Below are 17760 nucleotides of genomic sequence, written 5' to 3'. Positions count from 1 at the left end.
GTTCTGCACATTCGATGTTGTCGTGCCGGTCGCGGTGTTGTTGTCGATGTCATTGCCTGCCGAATCTTTGCAGCGGTCAGTCATGCCACCTGATTTCGTTGTGGAATTTGTCGAATTTGTAGTGCTCGGATCGGAAGGATTCACGGACGTTCCAGAGCCGGTGCCGCTGTTGCCGCCGGTATTTCCAGACGTAGCGCCGGTGCCGTCGTTCGAGCCCGAACCGCTGTTGGAGCCGGAACTGTTCGACTGTGCCACTGCCGATGTGGCCAATGTGAGCGCGAGCACAGCGGCGGACAGAAGTTTGACGATCATGGTGGATCTCCTGGTTGGGTGTACCGCCACCAAACCAATCGTTTCCTGATATGTTCCCGGCGAAATCGTGTTCAGCAAGATTCTTGTGAAACAGGTTTTTGTGCCGGCACTGCAGACCGGCTAGCCGCGCGACGGCGGTCGATATAGGTGCGCCGCCTTGGCGTCGTCCGGCCGCGGAAGCAGCGCTGGCCGCATGCCCTCGCCTGAAGCATAGTTGCTCACTGGTGGCCGCTGCCCGCGTCCCCGACCAATGCCCGATCATCCCCGGATCGGAGACAGCTCAATCATCGCCATGAAAGTCATAGCAACGGGCCGAACACGAATATAGCCAGTAGAGCAAGAAAAATCACGGCGATAACTGCGATCGCCCACGTGACAATTCTTCTTGTCCCCCGTTGCTCCTGCTTGCGAGAGATATTTTCAGCCACAGTACGAAATCCTTGCTGCAAAACTCAACCGACGACAAGGCTCAGCGCCCGCATGGTCCTGCCGGACTGTTGGGCCGCGTCCTGGAATGGCCACAGCCGGGCTCACATGCCTACCAACCCTGCCGCCCGTACCAATCGTCGACATCGCGCCGCACGCGGTCCTTTTCGATGCCGTAACGCTCCTGGATCTTGCCTTCGAGTTGATCGCGCTTGCCGGCGATGCGGTCAAGGTCGTCATCGGTGAGTTTGCCCCACTGCTCCTTGACCTTGCCTTTCACCTGTTTCCAGTTTCCTTCCACGCGGTTCCAGTCCATGACACCGTTCTCCCTGTTTTGGAAAGGTCCGGAATAGGAAACGCAATCCAGTCAAGGATGTTCCTGGAAACAGCCAACGCGCTGCCCGATGCCGAATCGGTTGCCAGAGTTATCGCCCCTTGCGGTCCCCGGAAAGCGATGGGTCGCTGCTCATTGCCCAGCAAGCTTGCAGTTGCTGGGATAGGTTTCGATGGTGATGGCATCGCCCGCCGGGGTTTTCGCGTTCCTATAGCTGCGTCTGATCTCGACGTTCACGTCCGGCACCGTCGGCTCGTTTCCCGGAAAGAGACCAACCGACACGCTTGCGTGGACGGCAATCGGAGACGTGCTCACTGCCACCTTGGGCGCGCAGCCGAGCAGCGCAAGGGCCTGCGCATCCGCATCATCCTTGAGCTCCGGCTGCAGTGAATTCTCCACGCACGCCATGAGCGCCGCCGGGTCGGGCATCACTGAAGATGTTTCGCCTGAACCGTATATGGAGGTTGCCGTCACATCGGTCCCGTCGACGACGCCGGTCGTCAGGGTTTGCGCGGCGGGCAAAGTGAATGTGATATGTTCCGACGTCAGCGCCAGGTCGCCGCTGGCCCCGCCGGGATATGAAAGGGCGAGCGGTGCGGTCCAGCCCACGACCAACTTGTCTTCGCGCGCGCAGTCGATGGTGATGGATGCGGCGTCGGCGATGCGGGAAGCGCAGGCCAGCGCCATGAGCGCGCACAGCCCGGTGTGGCCAAATCTTTTGAAGTCGTGCACAGGCTTCATGATCCGAACCGGCTATTGCACGACAAGCTCGACGCGGCGGTTCTTGGCGCGCCCTTCGTCGGTGTCGTTGGATTCGATCGGGCGTGACAGGCCCGCCCCTTCGAATGAGAGCCGGGCGGGATCGATGCCGTAGCCGCCCACCAAGGCCGCGGACACATTGGCGGCGCGGCGGGTAGAGAGATCGAGATTATAGGCGGCGCTGCCCGCATTGTCGGTATGGCCAATGATCTTGAGGCGCAGCGCCGGCTTGTCGGTCAGCACCTTGGCGATCTCGTCCAAAGCCGGCTTCGATTCCGGCTTCACGGCGTCCTGGTTGTAATCGAACAGGATGCCATAAAGATTGACGCTGCCTTGCGAAGCGAGTGAATCCGACAGATCCTCGGGAGCCGCCGTCGCCACCTTTGCGGGATCCATGCCCTTGGCTTCCAGCACGCGCACGAAGACGACGGCCCTGTCCTTGTCCTCGCCGGCCATGGCGCTCACATAGATGGCACCTTCCGGCCGCTCGAGCTTGGCCAGGAGGTAGCGGACATGGTCGGCATAGGCGGTCGATATGCCATTGGTCGGATCGAGCTGTTCGCCCAGCAGGTAGAGGTCGCGCAGATTGCCGACCAGGCACTCCTGATCGGCGCAGGAGAAAAGGATGCTGAAGCCTTTCGCCTTGAGATCGGCCTCATAGCTGCTCGCGACCTCCAGCGAAGAACTGCCGGGCGGCAATTCATAGCGCAACTCGCTGGCTCTTCCCTGCTGCTTGAGCCATTCCGGCCCCGACCTGTCCTTCATGGCATTGCGCTCCAGCAGCGCGCCATAATCATGCGGTGACTGCAGGAACACCAACTCATCGAAATCCTTCGCCTTGCAATAGGCGATCGTCGCGCCCTGGAAACGTCCGACGAACGGATTGTCGGTGCAGCCTTCGGCATCTTCGGCCTGCGCCAGCAAAGAGGAGAGCGCCAGGCCAAGAGCCGTCAGGCCTATCCGAAGAATTCTAGTCCGGTACACATTCATCTCCTTCGACATGCTGGCCTTGTCGGCACGGCACGCACCGGCCGTTCTCCAAGTGATCATTGTGCGAGCAGGTCTGCTCCTCCTCTTGCTCCACAGGGGGGAACTCGCTCTCGCGGCATTTGCCGCGGCGGAACTCCGTGCCTTCCGGGCAACCTCTCGCCTGGTTCTTCTTGCCCCTTCGGTCGCGCACGCATTCACCGTCCTGCCGATGGAAGCCGTCGGGGCATTCAAACCTTCTCTTCTTGCCTCTTCGGTCGCGCACACATTCGCCGTCTTCCTTGCGAAAGCCGTCCGGGCATCCGAACCTTATCTTTATCTCGAAGGCGAGCATCTGCGGCGCCTGATCGAGCTTGCCGTTTTTGCTTTCCGCTTTCTGGACGGAGCAAGGCGCTTCATAGCAGACGTCGGTCAGCGGGGCTCCGGCATGGAGTTCAGTGGGGTGAAAGATCGAAACACCCGCCATGGCCACCATGCCCGCCAGTGTCGCGAAGAACGAGGGTTTCACGGATGCAATCTCCCGATGTCATTTCACTTGGCTCAATTGACGCGATCGATGCACTGGCCACTGGATTCCCTCGTGCCGGTCGGACACACGCAGCCGGACGACGTGCTGACCTGGTCGCCTCTGCATTGCTGTTGTTGCGGTTGCGGTTGCGGTTGCGGTTGTGGTTGTGGTTGTGGTTGTGGCGCGGGGTTGTCGTTCGGGCACTTGCTATACCGGCCATAGACGACCGTGCCGTCCGGACAGGTCTTCTTGCGGACAGGCCTGGTGCCCTGATCCGGCTGTTGTGGCTGCTGATTCTGGTCGCGGATCATGCGGCACCTGCCGCGCCCAAATTGATATCCCTCCGGGCAGCAGTTCGGATAGACCCCGACGGGCCGGTTGGCGGGACAAGATTGCTGTTCCTGCTGTTGATCGCGCATCGGACGGCACTTTCCGCGTCCAAACTGGTAGCCCTCTGGGCAGCAATTCGGATAGGCCCCGACAGGGCGGTCAGCGGGACAGAACCGTTGCCTTGCGCGATCGACGCAGACGCCGGTCGCGGCATCAAGCACCTGGCTCCGGCGGCACTTTACCTGGGCCGGCTGCGGGGAGCGGCATTTGCCATTGCGGTACTCGGTCCCTTGCGGACAGCAATTGGGATAGGCACCAACCGGCCGATCCGCGGGACAGATTCCTGGCTGCTGCTTGATCCTGTTGAGCACGCAGGCATTGCCCTCGGCATGGCTGCCGCGTTTGCAGGCGATGCACCGTCCGGTCCTTGCATCCTTCACAAGGCCGCTGCCGCACTTGACCTCTATGGGTGCCGTCTTCTGAGAACGGCATTTGCCATTACGATATTCCGTACCTTGCGGACAGCAATTGGGGTACGCCCCCATCGGCCGATCGGCGGGGCAGACCCTGGCCTGCACCTGCGGAGCCTGCTTGATCAAGCCAATTCCGCCGCTTCCTGGGCCGGCGGCCTCGCAGGCCTTGCCGGTCCATTTGGTGTTGGCGGGGCAGGCGCACAGGCCATTGCCGGCGAGGATCATGCCGAACTTGCAGGTGGCGGACGGGACGGCGAGGACCGGCGCCGCCTCGGGCGTGATCGGCTTCGAGGTGGAAGCGCCGCCGGTTCCGCTGCAGCTCTTGCCATCCCATCTGGTGTTGGGCGGACAGGCACAGATGCCATTGGCGAGCACCATGCCGCCTTGACAGGTCTGCACGGGCGGGATCAGGGAAACCGTCTTGCAGGACTGATCATTGATGCCGGGCGTTCCGTCCGAGACGTCGGCGCAATTCGAGAACCGGGCTGCCGAGGCATCGCTCGGCAGGCGCACGACCATGTTGAAGTTGCGCGGACCGAACTCGCTGCCTTCGGGGGCATCGAGATCGAGGCGCACGGGGCCGGGCGATGTGCAGGAGAACGGGATCTGCGTCGGCTGCGTCGCGCAGGGCAGTGGCGGCGTGATCGAGACGATCTGCGCCGAGGCAAGCCCCGTCAGTTTGTCGGAAATGGTGACCGGCGCGTTGTGGTCGATCGGCCCCGGATTGAACAGCCTGAGGGCGAAGTGGCAATCGCCGCCCAGGGTGCAGGATTGATCGCCGGTCTTGGTGACCTTGACGCTGAAGGGGTCGAGCTTGACCGACGCGCAGCCTTCATTGTCATTCGGATTGCTGTCAACCGGCGGTACTGTCGCGCATAAGGTGAGCGTATCGTTCTTCTTCCATGTCGCCCCGGCGATCACCACGGCATCGGCATCGAGGAATGTTTCCGGGGGCATCGACACGGCGCTCTGACACGCGACAGTCTGGGTGTCGCCATCCTTCTTGCTGCAGGCGCCGGTGCCTTTTACTGTGAGATCGGCATTGATGAACTGAACGATGCCATTCCGGACCTTGGCGTTGAATGGCGGCGGGCCGACGACCGTATCCGACCCATTGCTCTTCACGCTGACTCTGAAGCGGCACACTTCGTTGATGCCACACTCGCCAACGCCGTTCGGTTTGCCGTTGGGAGGGAGGACCTCGACCATCAGATTAGCGCCCTTATGCACCTCGTCCTTGATGGTGACGCAGCGGCCGGCGAAATCCCTGTCGAACGGACTGGGCTTGGCGTTGGCGGCCGGATTATAGTCGATGCAGTTCGTGTAGGTCGGAGAAACCCTCGAGGTTTTGACCAGCACCCGGCCGCTGAGCGTTTCGCCGGGTTTTAGAACATTCGTGCCCTTGTTGGTCGAGATGCATCCGACGGTGCCATTGGTGGTCGAGCACGCGAAGTCGCCATCGACGGTCTCGATCGTGGTGTCGGTGATGGGCTTGAAATCCTCCTTGATGACAAAGGGGCCGGAAGCAGCGTCAGTTCCGACATTCTTCAGCAAAATTCCGAAGGCGCAACTCGGCACGCAAGAGGTGGCCGCGGTGAATTTCTGGGCCCTGAGCAGCGGGCCTTTGACCAGCGGAATGCTGGCGCATGTCTGTTCGCCGCCCGCGAACGAAGCGCAGGTCTTGATCGCAGTCGCATTCGTTCCGCTGCCGGGCTTGAACGTCATCGACACGGGCACAGTCTTGCCGGGCGGAATTTTCGCCGTCACCGCGGAGGTGCAGGTTACGTCATTGCCGTCCTTCTTGCAGGAGATCGGCGCGGTCACACCGGGGACACTTGCTGCCTCGCCGCCGCCCTCCATCGCGATGTTGGGAAAGGCGCTGCCGTCCGGCTGCGAGAGATGGACGGTGAAGGAGAGCGGCCCATTGAACTCCGCCGCGTCGGCGGGATTGCTGACTGATGTCGTGAAGACGCATCCGCCGCCTATGTCCGAGCATTGCGCCACCGCCGGATTGTGCGCCAGCGCGAGGTTCTTGGGCTGTTCGGGCTGCGGCGCGGGCTGCAGCAGCCGGGCGGTGGCGCAGGACGGTGCAGCCGCGCCTTTCAGCGTGGCGCAGTTCTTCATTTCCTTGACCGCGCCGATGCCCTTGCCCAGATCGGCGGTGAGGGGGATGCTGACGGAGCTTTTCGCCGCGAGCGTGACCGCCGGGTTGGAGCAGATGAAACCCTGCCCCTGCCTGGCGCAGTTGAATTTGGGATCGGAGGCGGCCGAGACGGTGGCGCTGTTGAAGACGGCGCCGTCGCCGGTCACGTCGTCGGTGAACTCGACCGGTCCCTTGACCTCGGCATCGCTTGTGTTGGAAATCGTGACGTTGAAAACGCAGCGGTTTTCGACGCAGGTGGTGAATGTCTTCACCAGGCTGAGCGGCCCCGCGGTCGAGGCTTGCGGATCGACCTGGCCGCCGCCGCCCGGCGGATTGACCTCCTCGATGTTGACCACAGCGCATTGTTCCGGTGCCGGCTCCCGCACCTTGCCACCGCCACCGACGCCATCGCCCTCGTCCGCGCCGCCGGCATCGGCTCCGCCCGCGCCGGCATTCCCGTTGGCGGCGAGCTGGGCTTTGCAGGCATCGAGTTTTTTCTGCAATGCCTGCTTGAGCACATTGCCGGTCAGCGGGTTTATCTGACAAAAGGAGAACACGCCTGTAACCGTCGCCGTCTTCAGGGCGTCTTTGCAGTTCAGGGCCTTCATTTGATCGTTGATGGCGACCACGTCGTTGGCAACAGCGGGGCAAGCCGGTCTTGCGTCACTCTCGGCGACGCATTGCTTAAGCCTGTCGGCTCGTGCCTTTTCCTCCGCCTCAAACGCGGGATCAACCGTGCTGGCGCGTGACATGCAGAAATCGATGTGCTTCTGCACATCGGCCGACCAGCGGGGTTCGGGTCCCTTCATCCGGCACTTTTTCTCGCGGACTAAACTTGCCACCGTAGTCGCGCGGACGGCATATTTTTCACAAAATTTGCTGCTTTTGCACTGCCACCGGTTGCCCATACTCGTAAAGGTGCCGCGGGCACCCGCTCGATTGACCTGATTTCCGGTCGCGCTGCCGTCGGGATTGATCGTGCCCTCATAGTGGCCGGTGTCGCCATGTGCTGCCTTCCAAGCCACATCGAATTCGAATGTGTTTCCGACCACTCTCCCGTTGGTGACCTTGCCGAAGAACGCGCCGCCGCCATCATTCGGAAAATAAAAGACGTCGCCGACGACTTTACCACCACCAACCACACCTCTCTGGTCAGGATCGATCTGCATATGAGTGAAATGGAGTTCCAGGCCGTTGTTCTGCCGCATGGCGAAGGCGTTGTCCTGCAACTGCCATTGGGTGCATTCTTTCGTAACGCTCGACACGCCGTCGATATTGCCGCCGGGATTGTCGATGAAATGCAGAAGGCCCTTGCCCTCGGCGAGCGATGCTGATCGGAAGGCCGCATAAGTAATCAGCGGGCGCCGGCTCATCGGTACCGTAAGCTCGGCCTTCTTCTGCGGCACCGCGGCCGGGGACGTCATCGCGCAATTCTTCACCGTCCTGGTGCCGGCTGGCAGTTCGAGGTCGAAGCGCAGCGAAACGCTTCTTGATTCCTTCGGCCCGAGCGCCGTGGCCGCATTGCCGAACGAACATTTGACCGGCGGGCCACCCTTCTCGCAGGCGAAGGGTGGGGGCAGAGCATCGTCGGAAAGCTTGGCGCCCGCGACATCGATCGTGTCGGTGAAGGGTATGGGACCGGGCACCGGCGCATCGGTGGTGTTGGTGAGCGTGATCTCGAAGGTGCACGGTCCTTTGAGCGGGCAGCTTGCCGGGCCTTTCTTCGAAATCACCACCGGCCCGGTCTGCACCGGCATGTCCGGATCGAGCGGCAAGGTGGCGCAGGCCGGCGCCGCCGGCTGTCCGCCGGCGTCTCCGTCCGGCGGGTTGCCGCCCGCCTCTGGCGCGCCAGGCTCTGGCAGCTTGTTGTTGAGGGGTTCGTCGAAGGCAATCGCGGCCGTCGCCTCGCCGGCCAGCGGTCCAAAGGTGACAGCGGCCTTGCTCTGCACGAAATCGGCTTCGCCACCTTCGGTCGTGTCGATGGTAAAGGCGATCTTCATGGAGCGGCTTTCGCCGGGAGCCAAGGTGAGCTCCGGCTGTTGGCAATCGAGCTCCCGCCCATCGGGCTTGCATTGCAGGCCGGCCGGCACATTCAGGCTGGTAGGGGAATTCTTCGCCTGGCTCTGAGTTCCGACCGACAGGGTCTGTATGACCCGGAAGGGTCCAGTGACTGCATTGGCGCTGGTGTTGGTGACCTTGACCTCGAACTCGCAGGTCCCAGCCTTGGGCGAGCAGCTCGCCGGCACGCCCGAGGCCTGCACCGCAAGACCGTTCGCGTTGCTGGCCGTCGGCGGCGGCAGCGCGGCCGGCTGTTGATTGTTCGCTTTCTGCTGATTGCCTGGAGGCGGCGTCCCGCCGGCGAGGACCGCGCAATTCCTGACCTCTTTCGTTTCCGGCGGGGTATTCGGCGCGAAGACAAGGCGCATATCGAGCTTGCCGTTGGCGGGCACCGGCCCCGGATGCGTACAGGTGAAGGGCGCCGCCTTGCTGCATTGCCAAGGTGCGTTGGGTTCGCCGGTCAGCGTCGCCTGGGGCGCCTCGATCTGCTCGTTGATCGTGATGGGACCTGGAACTTCTGGCCCGTCGTTGCTGACTTCGATGTTGAAGGCGCACCCGCCCTTGGGGGAGCATTTCGGCACGGTGCCCGTCTTGGTCAGCGTGAGCTTGCCGCGGGTCTGGCCGCCGTCACCTTCAACATCGGGAAAGCCGGTCCCGCCGCCGCCGTCAACGCCTGGAAAGCCGGGCTGGCCGCCGCCGCCCTCGACACCGGGAAAGCCAGGTTGGCCGCCTCCCGGTATACCGGGAAACTGTTCGTCCGAGGCTACGGCTGGGAATCCGCTGCCGCCTTCGCATTGCGAGAGAACGGCAACGCCGCCGGCATGGCCGCGCGCCGCCGCATCATCCTGAGCCGGATCAAGGGCAACGAAGGCAGTTGGAACGTCTGCGCCGGCAGCAGCCTGAAACTGGCTTGCCGCACCAATCTGCAGACCATGGACAGGCTTTTGCCGATCCAGGACATCGCCGGAAGCAAGCAGCGTTCCGCCGCAGGCGGTGAGGTCGAGGCTGCCGTCGGGCTTGTAGGCATATTGCAGCGCCACGCCGCCGCTGGCATCGCGCCGCTCGATGGACTGACCAACAGGATAGGTGAGCGTATCCAGTTGCCAGGCCGATGCTGTTTGCGGATCGTCCGGGGCTTCGGGCGCATAGCGGATCACATCGGTGGGGCCGCCACTGACAAGTGCCGCAAAATCACCTGCATTCTGCACCGCATTGCGCAGCGCCAGGACCATGTCGCCGCTGTTGTCGAAGACTATCGCCGTGACCGTGCCGGGCTGCGAGGCGTCGACGCCGACCTCGATGCGGGCATCCGGCATGAAGGAGCCATCCTCGGCGAGGCCGACGGACCAGATTTCAGGACCTTCCGCGACAGCGTAATAGAGCCGCTTCCCGTGCACCGCCATGCCGTCGATCCGGCGCGCATTCTGCGTAAAACCCCAGGTCGACGGATTGGCCGCGTCGAAGTCCGGAGACGTGACGTCGAGCTGCTTTGCATCATCGGCGACGGCCTCCTTGCCCGCCAGCGGCCCGCCCTGCAGTCCATGATCGAACTGGCCGGCATCGGTGCCGGCAGTCGGGCCCTTGAGCTGATGAACTAGCCCGGTGTCAAGGTCGGAAACATAGAGCGAACGGCTCGCGGGATCGAAGGCAAGGCCGCCGATGCCGGGCCCGCTGTTGATCGCGCCTTCCTTGGAGAGCTCCGCATAGAGGCTGGCCTCGCCCGTCGCGCTGTCTATCTTCCAGATCGCCCCGGCGCCGCCAAAGGGGGCCTTGCCGAACAGACCCTCCATGAACTGGGCGCCGGGAGCCCCTCTCGTCAGCCGGTCGGGCTGTCCGTCGCCGTCCTTGTCGGGGCCGACAATATAGAGGCCAAAGGCGGACGTGGCTGCCGCATAGAGGCCGGGCGTGCCGCGCTCGTCGGCCGGGAGCGTGTCGAAAACCAGCCCGAATACATGGCCGATATCCCCGGCCTTGAAGTCCTTGCGCAGAGGCAGATTAAGCTGCTGGCCGGCCAGCGGCGCGGCAACGAGGCTTCCGTCATAGATGCGCAGCGTGACCCCGTCGGGATCGATGACGGTCTTGGAGAGGGGATCCACGCCTGGCGGCAGCCCCTCGACCTGAAGCCTGACCCCGGCAAAGCCGGAGGCCGCGATATCGCCCGGCTTCAAAACATTCTGCGTCTGGGTGTCCTCGGCCGTCTGGGTGTCCTCGGCACGAGAGGCGGGGGGCATCGACAGCAATGCCACTGTGCCGACAAGCGATGCAATCGCCAGCCAAAACCCAAGGATGAGGAAGGAGCGCGCGAAAGGTAATGCTTTCGGCATTGCCGAGACCCCGACTTAGCGACTGTCCTTGCTCTTCCGGATCAACCGCGAGGAGTGTCGCCTCTCCCCCGCAAGGCACGGCATCGATCCAGAGCCGAGCTGAAAAATGCCGTTAAAAGCCAGGGTCGCCTAGTCATCATATGATGCTAAAATGAGCGCGAGGCAGGGGGCTGCACCAACTTCAGCACGCGGGCCACGAGGCCATGCTCGGCGATAAAGGCCTGGTAGTCCCGATAGATCGGGTCGGCGCTCAAATGCCGTTCCTCGGTCCTGGCGCGCAGGTAATAGACAAGATTGGCGGCGCCCAGCATCAGGCAGGATTGAACCGCCGTGAGCCAGCCCGCACCAGCGACGAACGGCACCGAGATCAGCCACCAGCAAAGATTCTTGCTCAGATAGGCCGGATGTTTCACCCAGCGATAGGGGCCGTTGGTGATGATTCCACGATGGGTGAGGTTGGAGAATCGCAGGCCGAAGGCCGCCGTCGACCAGACATAGATGAAAACCAAGAGCAGAATGGCGCTGCCCCATAGTACATAGAGCCAGGGATAGGGCGCCAGGACCTTGTCCCAATGGAGCTCGTCCAGTTCATATTGAATGTAGTGCCCCTGCGCGTCCACAAACGGCCGGTAGCAGATGAGGCAGATGGCCCAACCACCAATCGTCGGCTCGGTGCTCCTTATGTGACTGTCGATCACCCGCAACGTCAGCGTATAGGCAATCACCGCCAAGAGCACATCCAGAAGGTAGAAGACATCGATGAGCCGGGCGAAGACATCCCGGAAGTCCCACTGCGGGAACAGCGGCGCCGACCACAGCGCGCCGAGATCGTTATTGGCATAGACGAACATCAAGGGCAGGAAGAAAGCCTTCACGAGCCAACCCCGCGCGTGGGCGGCCAGCATGCTCCAGTTCGCCGGACGGTTCCCGGCGAGCAGCAGAGGAAGCTGCGCGTAGGCATCGAAGGGATCGCGCTGCCGGCGGTCGACATGGAGAATGTAGAAAGGCGAAGCGACAATGAGGCCCGGCAGCAGATACAGAGCGGCGTCCTTGAACGGCTGATAGAAGGCGTCGCCATATTCCGGCAGGAGGGCGTATAGCCCCGCAATGCACCCAATGGTCATCCAGAAGCCGACGAGCTTGTGAACAAGCCGCAGCGGATCGACAGGCCGGATCGCGTCCCGCGCCAGTTCCGTGGTGGGATTGAGCTGGACACGGTGGACGAGCAAGTCCACGGCCAGCATGACGGCGGCCGACAAGACCAACACGGCGAGCGTCTTGAGATGGGCAGCTTCAGTCCAGTCGCGCAAAAGCCATACGTTTGCGAGGGCCATGAGCACGCCTGCCATACCGGTCCATTGGCCGCTGGCCGAGCCGGGACATGCCGGGACCGGGGCGGCAGGGTTCTTTTCGCCGCCTTGGGCATGGACACTCTGGTCCACTGGAACATCCATACACGTCTGCCGCCGGACGTCCATTCGATCAAGTCCTGCCGAGCTGACTGAGCTGGATTATCCGCCGCCCAATCCACCCGATGTGCCGCCGCTGGTGTTGCCGGACGTACCACCGCTGGTGTTGCCGGACGTGCCACCACTGGTGTTGCCGGACGTGCCACCACTGGTGTTGCCGGACGTACCACCACTGGTGTTGCCGGACGTGCCACCACTGGTGTTGCCGGACGTGCCACCACTGGTGTTGCCGGACGTACCACCGCTGGTGTTGCCGGACGTACCACCGCTGGTGTTGCCGGACGTGCCACCACTGGTGTTGCCGGACGTGCCACCGCTGGTGTTGCCGGACGTGCCACCGCTGGTGTTGCCGGACGTACCACCGCTGGTGTTGCCGGACGTGCCACCACTGGTGTTGCCGGACGTACCACCGCTGGTGCCGCCGGACGTACCACCACTGGTGTTGCCGGACGTACCGGAACTCTGTCCGGAAGTGCCCGACGTGCCGCCCGATGTGCCGCCACTGGTGTTGCCTGACGTACCGGAACTCTGTCCGGAAGTGCCCGATGTGCCGCCGGACGTACCGCCCGACGTGCCGCCACTGGTGTTGCCGCCCTGCCCGGAAGAGCGTGGGCTCTGTCCGGAGGTACCCCATATGCCTGAGCTCGAGTGTCCAGACGAGCTGGAGGAGGAACGGAGCTTTTTGTGTTTTCCCGAATCCGTGACGAGCACAAAAAAGCGTGAACCTCCGCACCTTCCATGCTCCAGGGTGCCTGGGCAGCGATCATAGGTTGTCTTCGCTGTCGCTATGAATTGCGGAAAGCCCACGATCGCCACGGCCGCGGCCGCCGCCACTCCGATGAAATAGATCGCCGTCTTCATGAACGCCTCTTTGGCCATATTTCGGTGGAAGAGGTCCGGGCCCATCCGGGAACCACACCGGTCAACTCCAATGCAGAACATTGCCGGGAAGAGTGCGAGCCGCCTAGTCACCATATGATGCTAAAATGACTCGGAGTCGGGGCCGCGATCGCGCTTGCGGAAAGCCCGTGCAAGTCGGACATCACGCGCAATCGCCTAGATCCGATAGCTCATTGCTGGAATGGATGTGCCGATTTCAAAAGCGCAACAAGCTGGCTTTGTTGATTCGTTCCCGTCTTGCGAAAGATACGGTTCAAATAAGTGCGCACGGTCGAGAATTGCAGGCCGGCTTCAGCCGCCGCCGCCTGCAGATTAAGGCCCTTGGCCAGCGCGGTGGCAAGCCGCACTTCCGCCGCCGTCAGGTCGAACAGGCCGGTCAATATGGTCGGCGAGGGCACCAGAGTGCTGGCACTGATCGCGGTGGCGACAATGAGCAGATCGCAGCCGCCAAAGAGGTCATGCGCGTCCGCGTCCTGCTTGAGCGGCAGGACATGCACCACGACCGGCGGAGGCAAGGCGCTGCGCAGCGGAATGGAGCGCGAAACGGGTTCGCCGTCGCGAGCCTGCACGGCCATCTGGAACAAACGGTTGCTTTCCGGATTGGCAAGGGCGATACCGCCGAACGCCGTCGCCACGAAGAACGTCTTTTCCTGATCGAACAGGGTGTTCGTTGCCCTGACGCGACCATTGCCGGCGAGGACGGCCGCCGGAAGTCCGATCGTGGCCAAGGCATTCACCGTGCCGCGGGCGCGCTCCAGGCCAAGGCGCGTGGCGGCAAGGCTGGCGCGCGCCATGTCGGGCCGCAAGCGGTCGAGCAATCCAAGATGCTCCGGTGCATAGGCGCCATCTTCCAGACCGCGCTGGAATACGAACATAACGAGCTCGCCGCTAGGCATCGGGATCGCCGCGCAGGTATTTGCCCCGAGCCCCAGTGTGCGCAACCGGATACGCACTGGATCGTCCCGAATTTCCTGTGGGGTCATGAAGCTGTCGACATCGATGAAGCTTGCCGGCCGCAGTTCGCTCATGCGCGTGGCGGCGGTGGAAAGCCGCAACGTCTCGTCTGCCGTGACTTCCTTCATCAGGCCCTGCAGGGACGGAACCGCCTTGCCACGGACAGGCAATCCATCGGCGAAAACAAAGAGTGCCCCACCCTTCGACGCCGCAGCACCGGTGACCCCCTCGAGAACGGCGGGCCATTTTTCTGAAATGAACGCTGCTTCATAAAGCGAGTCGACAATTTCCGTGAGCATGTGCCATATCTTCAGGCAGCGTATGTCTTGTGCTACATTGCACTTACACTAACATGAATCCAGCCAAATTTGAAGTCTCCGGCAGCGAAACTTGCAGATTTGGAACACATCTGGCTCCATCCGGATCATAAGCTGCTGCCTTGAAGTAGTTTCGCATTCGGCTTGGGAGAATCCGCCTGATGATCGAACCGACGGCATCCTATAGGGCGAGGCCAGCCGAAACCACGTTGTTGCCGCCTAATCCCCCTACTCCCACTCGATTGTTCCAGGCGGCTTCGACGTCACGTCGTAGACGACGCGGTTGATGCCGCGGACTTCGTTGATGATGCGGGTGGCAGCAGCCCCCAGGAAGGCCATGTCGTAGTGGTAGAAATCCGCCGTCATGCCGTCGACCGAGGTGACGGCGCGCAGCGCGCAGACGAACTCGTAGGTGCGGCCGTCGCCCATCACGCCGACCGTCTGCACCGGCAGCAGCACGGCGAATGCCTGCCAGATGGCATCGTAGAGGCCGGCTTTGCGGATCTCGTCAAGATAGATGGCGTCGGCTTCGCGCAGGATCTCCAGCTTTTCGCGGGTGATGCCGCCGGGGCAGCGGATGGCGAGGCCCGGGCCGGGGAATGGATGGCGTCCGATGAAACTCTCGGGCAGGCCAAGCTCCTTGCCCAGCGCCCTGACCTCGTCCTTGAACAGCTCGCGCAGCGGCTCGACCAGCTGCATGTTCATGCGCGCCGGCAGGCCGCCGACATTGTGGTGCGACTTGATCGTCACCGACGGGCCGCCGGTGAAGGAGACACTTTCGATCACGTCGGGATAGAGCGTGCCTTGCGCCAGGAATTCGGCGCCGCCGAGTTTCTTGGCCTCTTCCTCGAACACCTCGATGAACAGCCGGCCTATGGTCTTGCGTTTTTTCTCCGGATCCGACTCGCCCTCGAGGGCGTCGATGAAACGGTCCGACGCGTTGACCAGAATGAGCGGCAAATTGTAGTGCTCACGGAACATCGCCACCACGCCCGCGGCCTCGTCCTTGCGCATCAGGCCGTGGTCGACAAGGATGCAGGTCAGTTGGTCGCCGACCGCTTCGTGGATCAACAGCGCGGCAACGGAGGAATCGACGCCGCCCGACAGCGCGCAGATGACCTTGCCCTTGCCGACCTGCTTGCGGATCGCCTCGACCGCGTGCTCGCGGTAGGCGCGCATGGTCCAGTCGCCCTCGATGCCGGCGATGTTGTGGACGAAGTTCCTGAGCAGCCGGGCACCGTCGGGCGTATGCACCACCTCGGGGTGGAACATGATGCCGTACATCTTGCGCTCGATGTTGCCGAAGATGGCGAAGGGCGAGCCCTCCGATTTGCCGAACACCTCGAAGCCGTTGGGCAAGGAGATGACGCGGTCGCCATGGCTCATCCACACCTGGTGGCGCTGGCCGGGCGCCCACAGGCCCTCAAACAGCGGGCTGTCCTTCTGGATCTCGACGAAGGCGCGGCCGAATTCGCGATGGTCGGAGCTTTCGGCGACGCCGCCCATCTGCACGCACATGGCCATCTGGCCGTAACAGATGCCGAGCACCGGCACGCCGGCGTCGAAGACGATCTGCGGCGCGCGCGGACTGCCTATATCGCCGGTCGAAGCCGGGCCGCCGGACAGGATCACGGCTTTCGGATTGATGCGCTTGAATGCCGCTTCGGCCGACTGGAACGGCACGATCTCGGAAAACACGCCGGCCTCGCGGATGCGGCGGGCGATGAGCTGGGTGAACTGGCTGCCGAAATCGACAATCAGGACGGTATCGGGATGATTGGCTGTTTTCATGGCGAGCGTTTAGAGAAAGAAATGAGTCGACGCAATGGGTTGCGAGTTTCAGAGCGGTCTGGCGTCTTCATGCGGCGAATCTTTCAGAAGCGTGCCCAAACCGATGGCCTGTTCGAGCCGCATGACGGCCTCCGCCAGCTTCTCATCGATGACTTCAAGATATTCGGTCCAGTCGCCGACATGCCTGAGATCCGCCGCCCCGTCGGAAATGCCGCGCAGCCCGATCAGCGGAATGTCGAACAACTGGCAGGCGCGCAGGCAGGCGAAGGTCTCCATGTCGACCATGTCGGCGTTAACAGCATCATAGGCCGCACCGGTGATGATCGCGCCGCCGGTCGATAGCGTCGCCTGCTTGATATCAGGTATCTTGAAGGGCAATGGCACGATCACCGGCAGTTCGAGGAAGGGTGTGGCACCCTTCTCGAAGCCGAGCGGCGAAGCGTCGATGTCACGGTAGCTGACCGAAACCGCCTGGTAGATTCCCGTCTGCTCCAGCGTCCGGCTGCCGGCTGAGCCGAGCGACACGACGAGGTCGGGCAGGGTTTTTTGCGACTTCAGCCAGGAGAGTTCAGCGCCTAGCCTGACGCCGGCCTCGACCGGACCGACACCTGTCATCAATGGCGTGAACAGCTGCTTGAGATGCGGACCGTATTCGGCCTGCGCCGCCATGACGAAGAGGACGTCCTTGCCCGACAGGCGGCGAATTTTATCGGTCATGATGATTTGCTCCTCTCCGCCCGATCACCTGCTTATCTGCGCCGCCGCTCGCCGGGACCCGCTGCCTCCGGCAGCTCCCGGCGTCCGTGGCCTTTCATCGTGCCACCGGCACGATGAATTCGCCTGCGGCGAACCGGCCACTCACCCTTCTATGCCATCACGCCCGACCACCGTCATCATCGTTCCGGTCATGGTGGCGATCAGCTTGGCCTCGCCGTCGGCGGCAAAGGCGTAGGCCTGGCCGTCGGCAACGATGATGGTGCGGCCTGGCTTGGTCACCGAGCCGCGGAACAGGAAGCGCTCGCCCCTGCCCGGCGCCAGCAGGTTGACCTTGAACTCGATGGTCAGCACGCCGGAATTTTCCGGCATCAGCGAAAAGGCGGCATAGCCGCAGGCCGAGTCCAGCGCCGTCGAAATGACGCCGGCATGGAGGAAGCCGTGCTGTTGGGTGAGTGCCGCCGAATAAGGCATCTCGATCTCGATGATGCCGGGCGTCACCAGCGTCAGTTCGGCGCCGATCGTGGCCATCGCCTTCTGGCGCGCGAAGGAGGTCCTGACGCGATCCTCATAGTCGGGGGCGGGTACGATCTTTGCTGCCATGGCCGCTGCCTTCCTTTATGCGGATAAGCTTATTGCAGAGGCATGGACGGCAGGCAAATGCTTTTGCTGCACTGCACAATCGGCCTGGCCTGCCGGCTGGCGCCACGCATCCGCGAGGAATTGGCGACATCCGATCGGATTCAGGCCGACCTGCGCAATGCACAGAAGTAAAACCCGTCGGTGCCGCTCAGCGCCGGCGACAGCGAGATGTCGCCTTTGGCGCCGATGCGCGCGGCTGCCGGATGGCCGGGAAAACGGCTGTCCCAGAGCTGGCGGTGGTCGACGGGAACAAAGCCGCTGTTACGGTCCCGAAAGGCCGCGATCTGCTCGCCATTCACCTCATCAAACACCGAGCAGG

12 protein-coding genes and 1 pseudogene are annotated in these 17760 nt (G+C 62.8%); all 13 read right to left on the bottom strand.

The features are described from left to right. The coding region (locus tag EN991_RS03350) for a hypothetical protein (RefSeq protein ID WP_127368150.1) at positions 1 to 312 on the bottom strand (312 nt) is incomplete at its 3' end. Positions 313 to 850: 538 nt separating this feature from the next. Continuing rightward, positions 851 to 1054, bottom strand: a complete 204-nt coding sequence (locus tag EN991_RS03345; RefSeq protein WP_013533227.1) for a CsbD family protein — start codon at positions 1052 to 1054, stop codon at positions 851 to 853. Positions 1055 to 1204: 150 nt separating this feature from the next. Continuing rightward, positions 1205 to 1813, bottom strand: coding sequence for a hypothetical protein (locus EN991_RS03340; protein WP_127368149.1), 609 nt, complete (start codon positions 1811 to 1813; stop codon positions 1205 to 1207). 12 nt (positions 1814 to 1825) lie between these two features. Next, positions 1826 to 2821: an OmpA family protein gene (locus EN991_RS03335; protein ID WP_245460885.1), complete on the bottom strand. Its 996-nt coding sequence runs from the start codon at positions 2819 to 2821 to the stop codon at positions 1826 to 1828. Continuing rightward, on the bottom strand, positions 2802 to 3293 hold the full coding sequence (locus tag EN991_RS03330) for a hypothetical protein (RefSeq protein ID WP_164768845.1): 492 nt from the start codon (positions 3291 to 3293) through the stop codon (positions 2802 to 2804). Before EN991_RS03330 ends, EN991_RS03335 begins: the two co-directional genes overlap by 20 nt. A 65-nt stretch (positions 3294 to 3358) precedes the next feature. Further along, positions 3359 to 10654, bottom strand: coding sequence for a hypothetical protein (locus EN991_RS03325; protein WP_127368147.1), 7296 nt, complete (start codon positions 10652 to 10654; stop codon positions 3359 to 3361). Positions 10655 to 10800: 146 nt separating this feature from the next. Continuing rightward, positions 10801 to 12096 (bottom strand): isoprenylcysteine carboxylmethyltransferase family protein, encoded by a 1296-nt coding sequence (locus EN991_RS03320; protein ID WP_164753428.1) that lies wholly within the window; start codon positions 12094 to 12096, stop codon positions 10801 to 10803. 69 nt (positions 12097 to 12165) lie between these two features. After that, positions 12166 to 12984 carry a hypothetical protein gene (locus tag EN991_RS40260; RefSeq protein ID WP_127368146.1) on the bottom strand — a complete coding sequence of 273 codons (819 nt, stop codon included), beginning with the start codon at positions 12982 to 12984 and terminating at the stop codon, positions 12166 to 12168. 209 nt (positions 12985 to 13193) lie between these two features. Further along, on the bottom strand, positions 13194 to 14276 hold the full coding sequence (locus tag EN991_RS03310) for a helix-turn-helix transcriptional regulator (protein ID WP_127368145.1): 1083 nt from the start codon (positions 14274 to 14276) through the stop codon (positions 13194 to 13196). Between the two features lie 246 nt (positions 14277 to 14522). Next, positions 14523 to 16085, bottom strand: coding sequence for a glutamine-hydrolyzing GMP synthase (gene guaA, locus EN991_RS03305; protein WP_024502342.1), 1563 nt, complete (start codon positions 16083 to 16085; stop codon positions 14523 to 14525). A 48-nt stretch (positions 16086 to 16133) separates the two neighbouring features. Beyond that, on the bottom strand, positions 16134 to 16802 hold the full coding sequence (locus EN991_RS03300; RefSeq protein ID WP_064994667.1) for a 5'-methylthioadenosine/S-adenosylhomocysteine nucleosidase: 669 nt from the start codon (positions 16800 to 16802) through the stop codon (positions 16134 to 16136). A gap of 141 nt (positions 16803 to 16943) precedes the next feature. Then, on the bottom strand, positions 16944 to 17402 hold the full coding sequence (locus EN991_RS03295) for a PaaI family thioesterase (RefSeq protein ID WP_013530371.1): 459 nt from the start codon (positions 17400 to 17402) through the stop codon (positions 16944 to 16946). Positions 17403 to 17542: 140 nt separating this feature from the next. After that, positions 17543 to 17760, bottom strand: a pseudogene (locus EN991_RS03285) (MFS transporter); the annotation flags it as partial.

The organism is Mesorhizobium sp. M7A.F.Ca.US.005.03.2.1 (genome assembly GCF_003997795.1).
GTDB classification, from domain to species: Bacteria; Pseudomonadota; Alphaproteobacteria; order Rhizobiales; family Rhizobiaceae; genus Mesorhizobium; species Mesorhizobium ciceri.
This window is presented reverse-complemented; position numbering and strand designations above follow the sequence as displayed.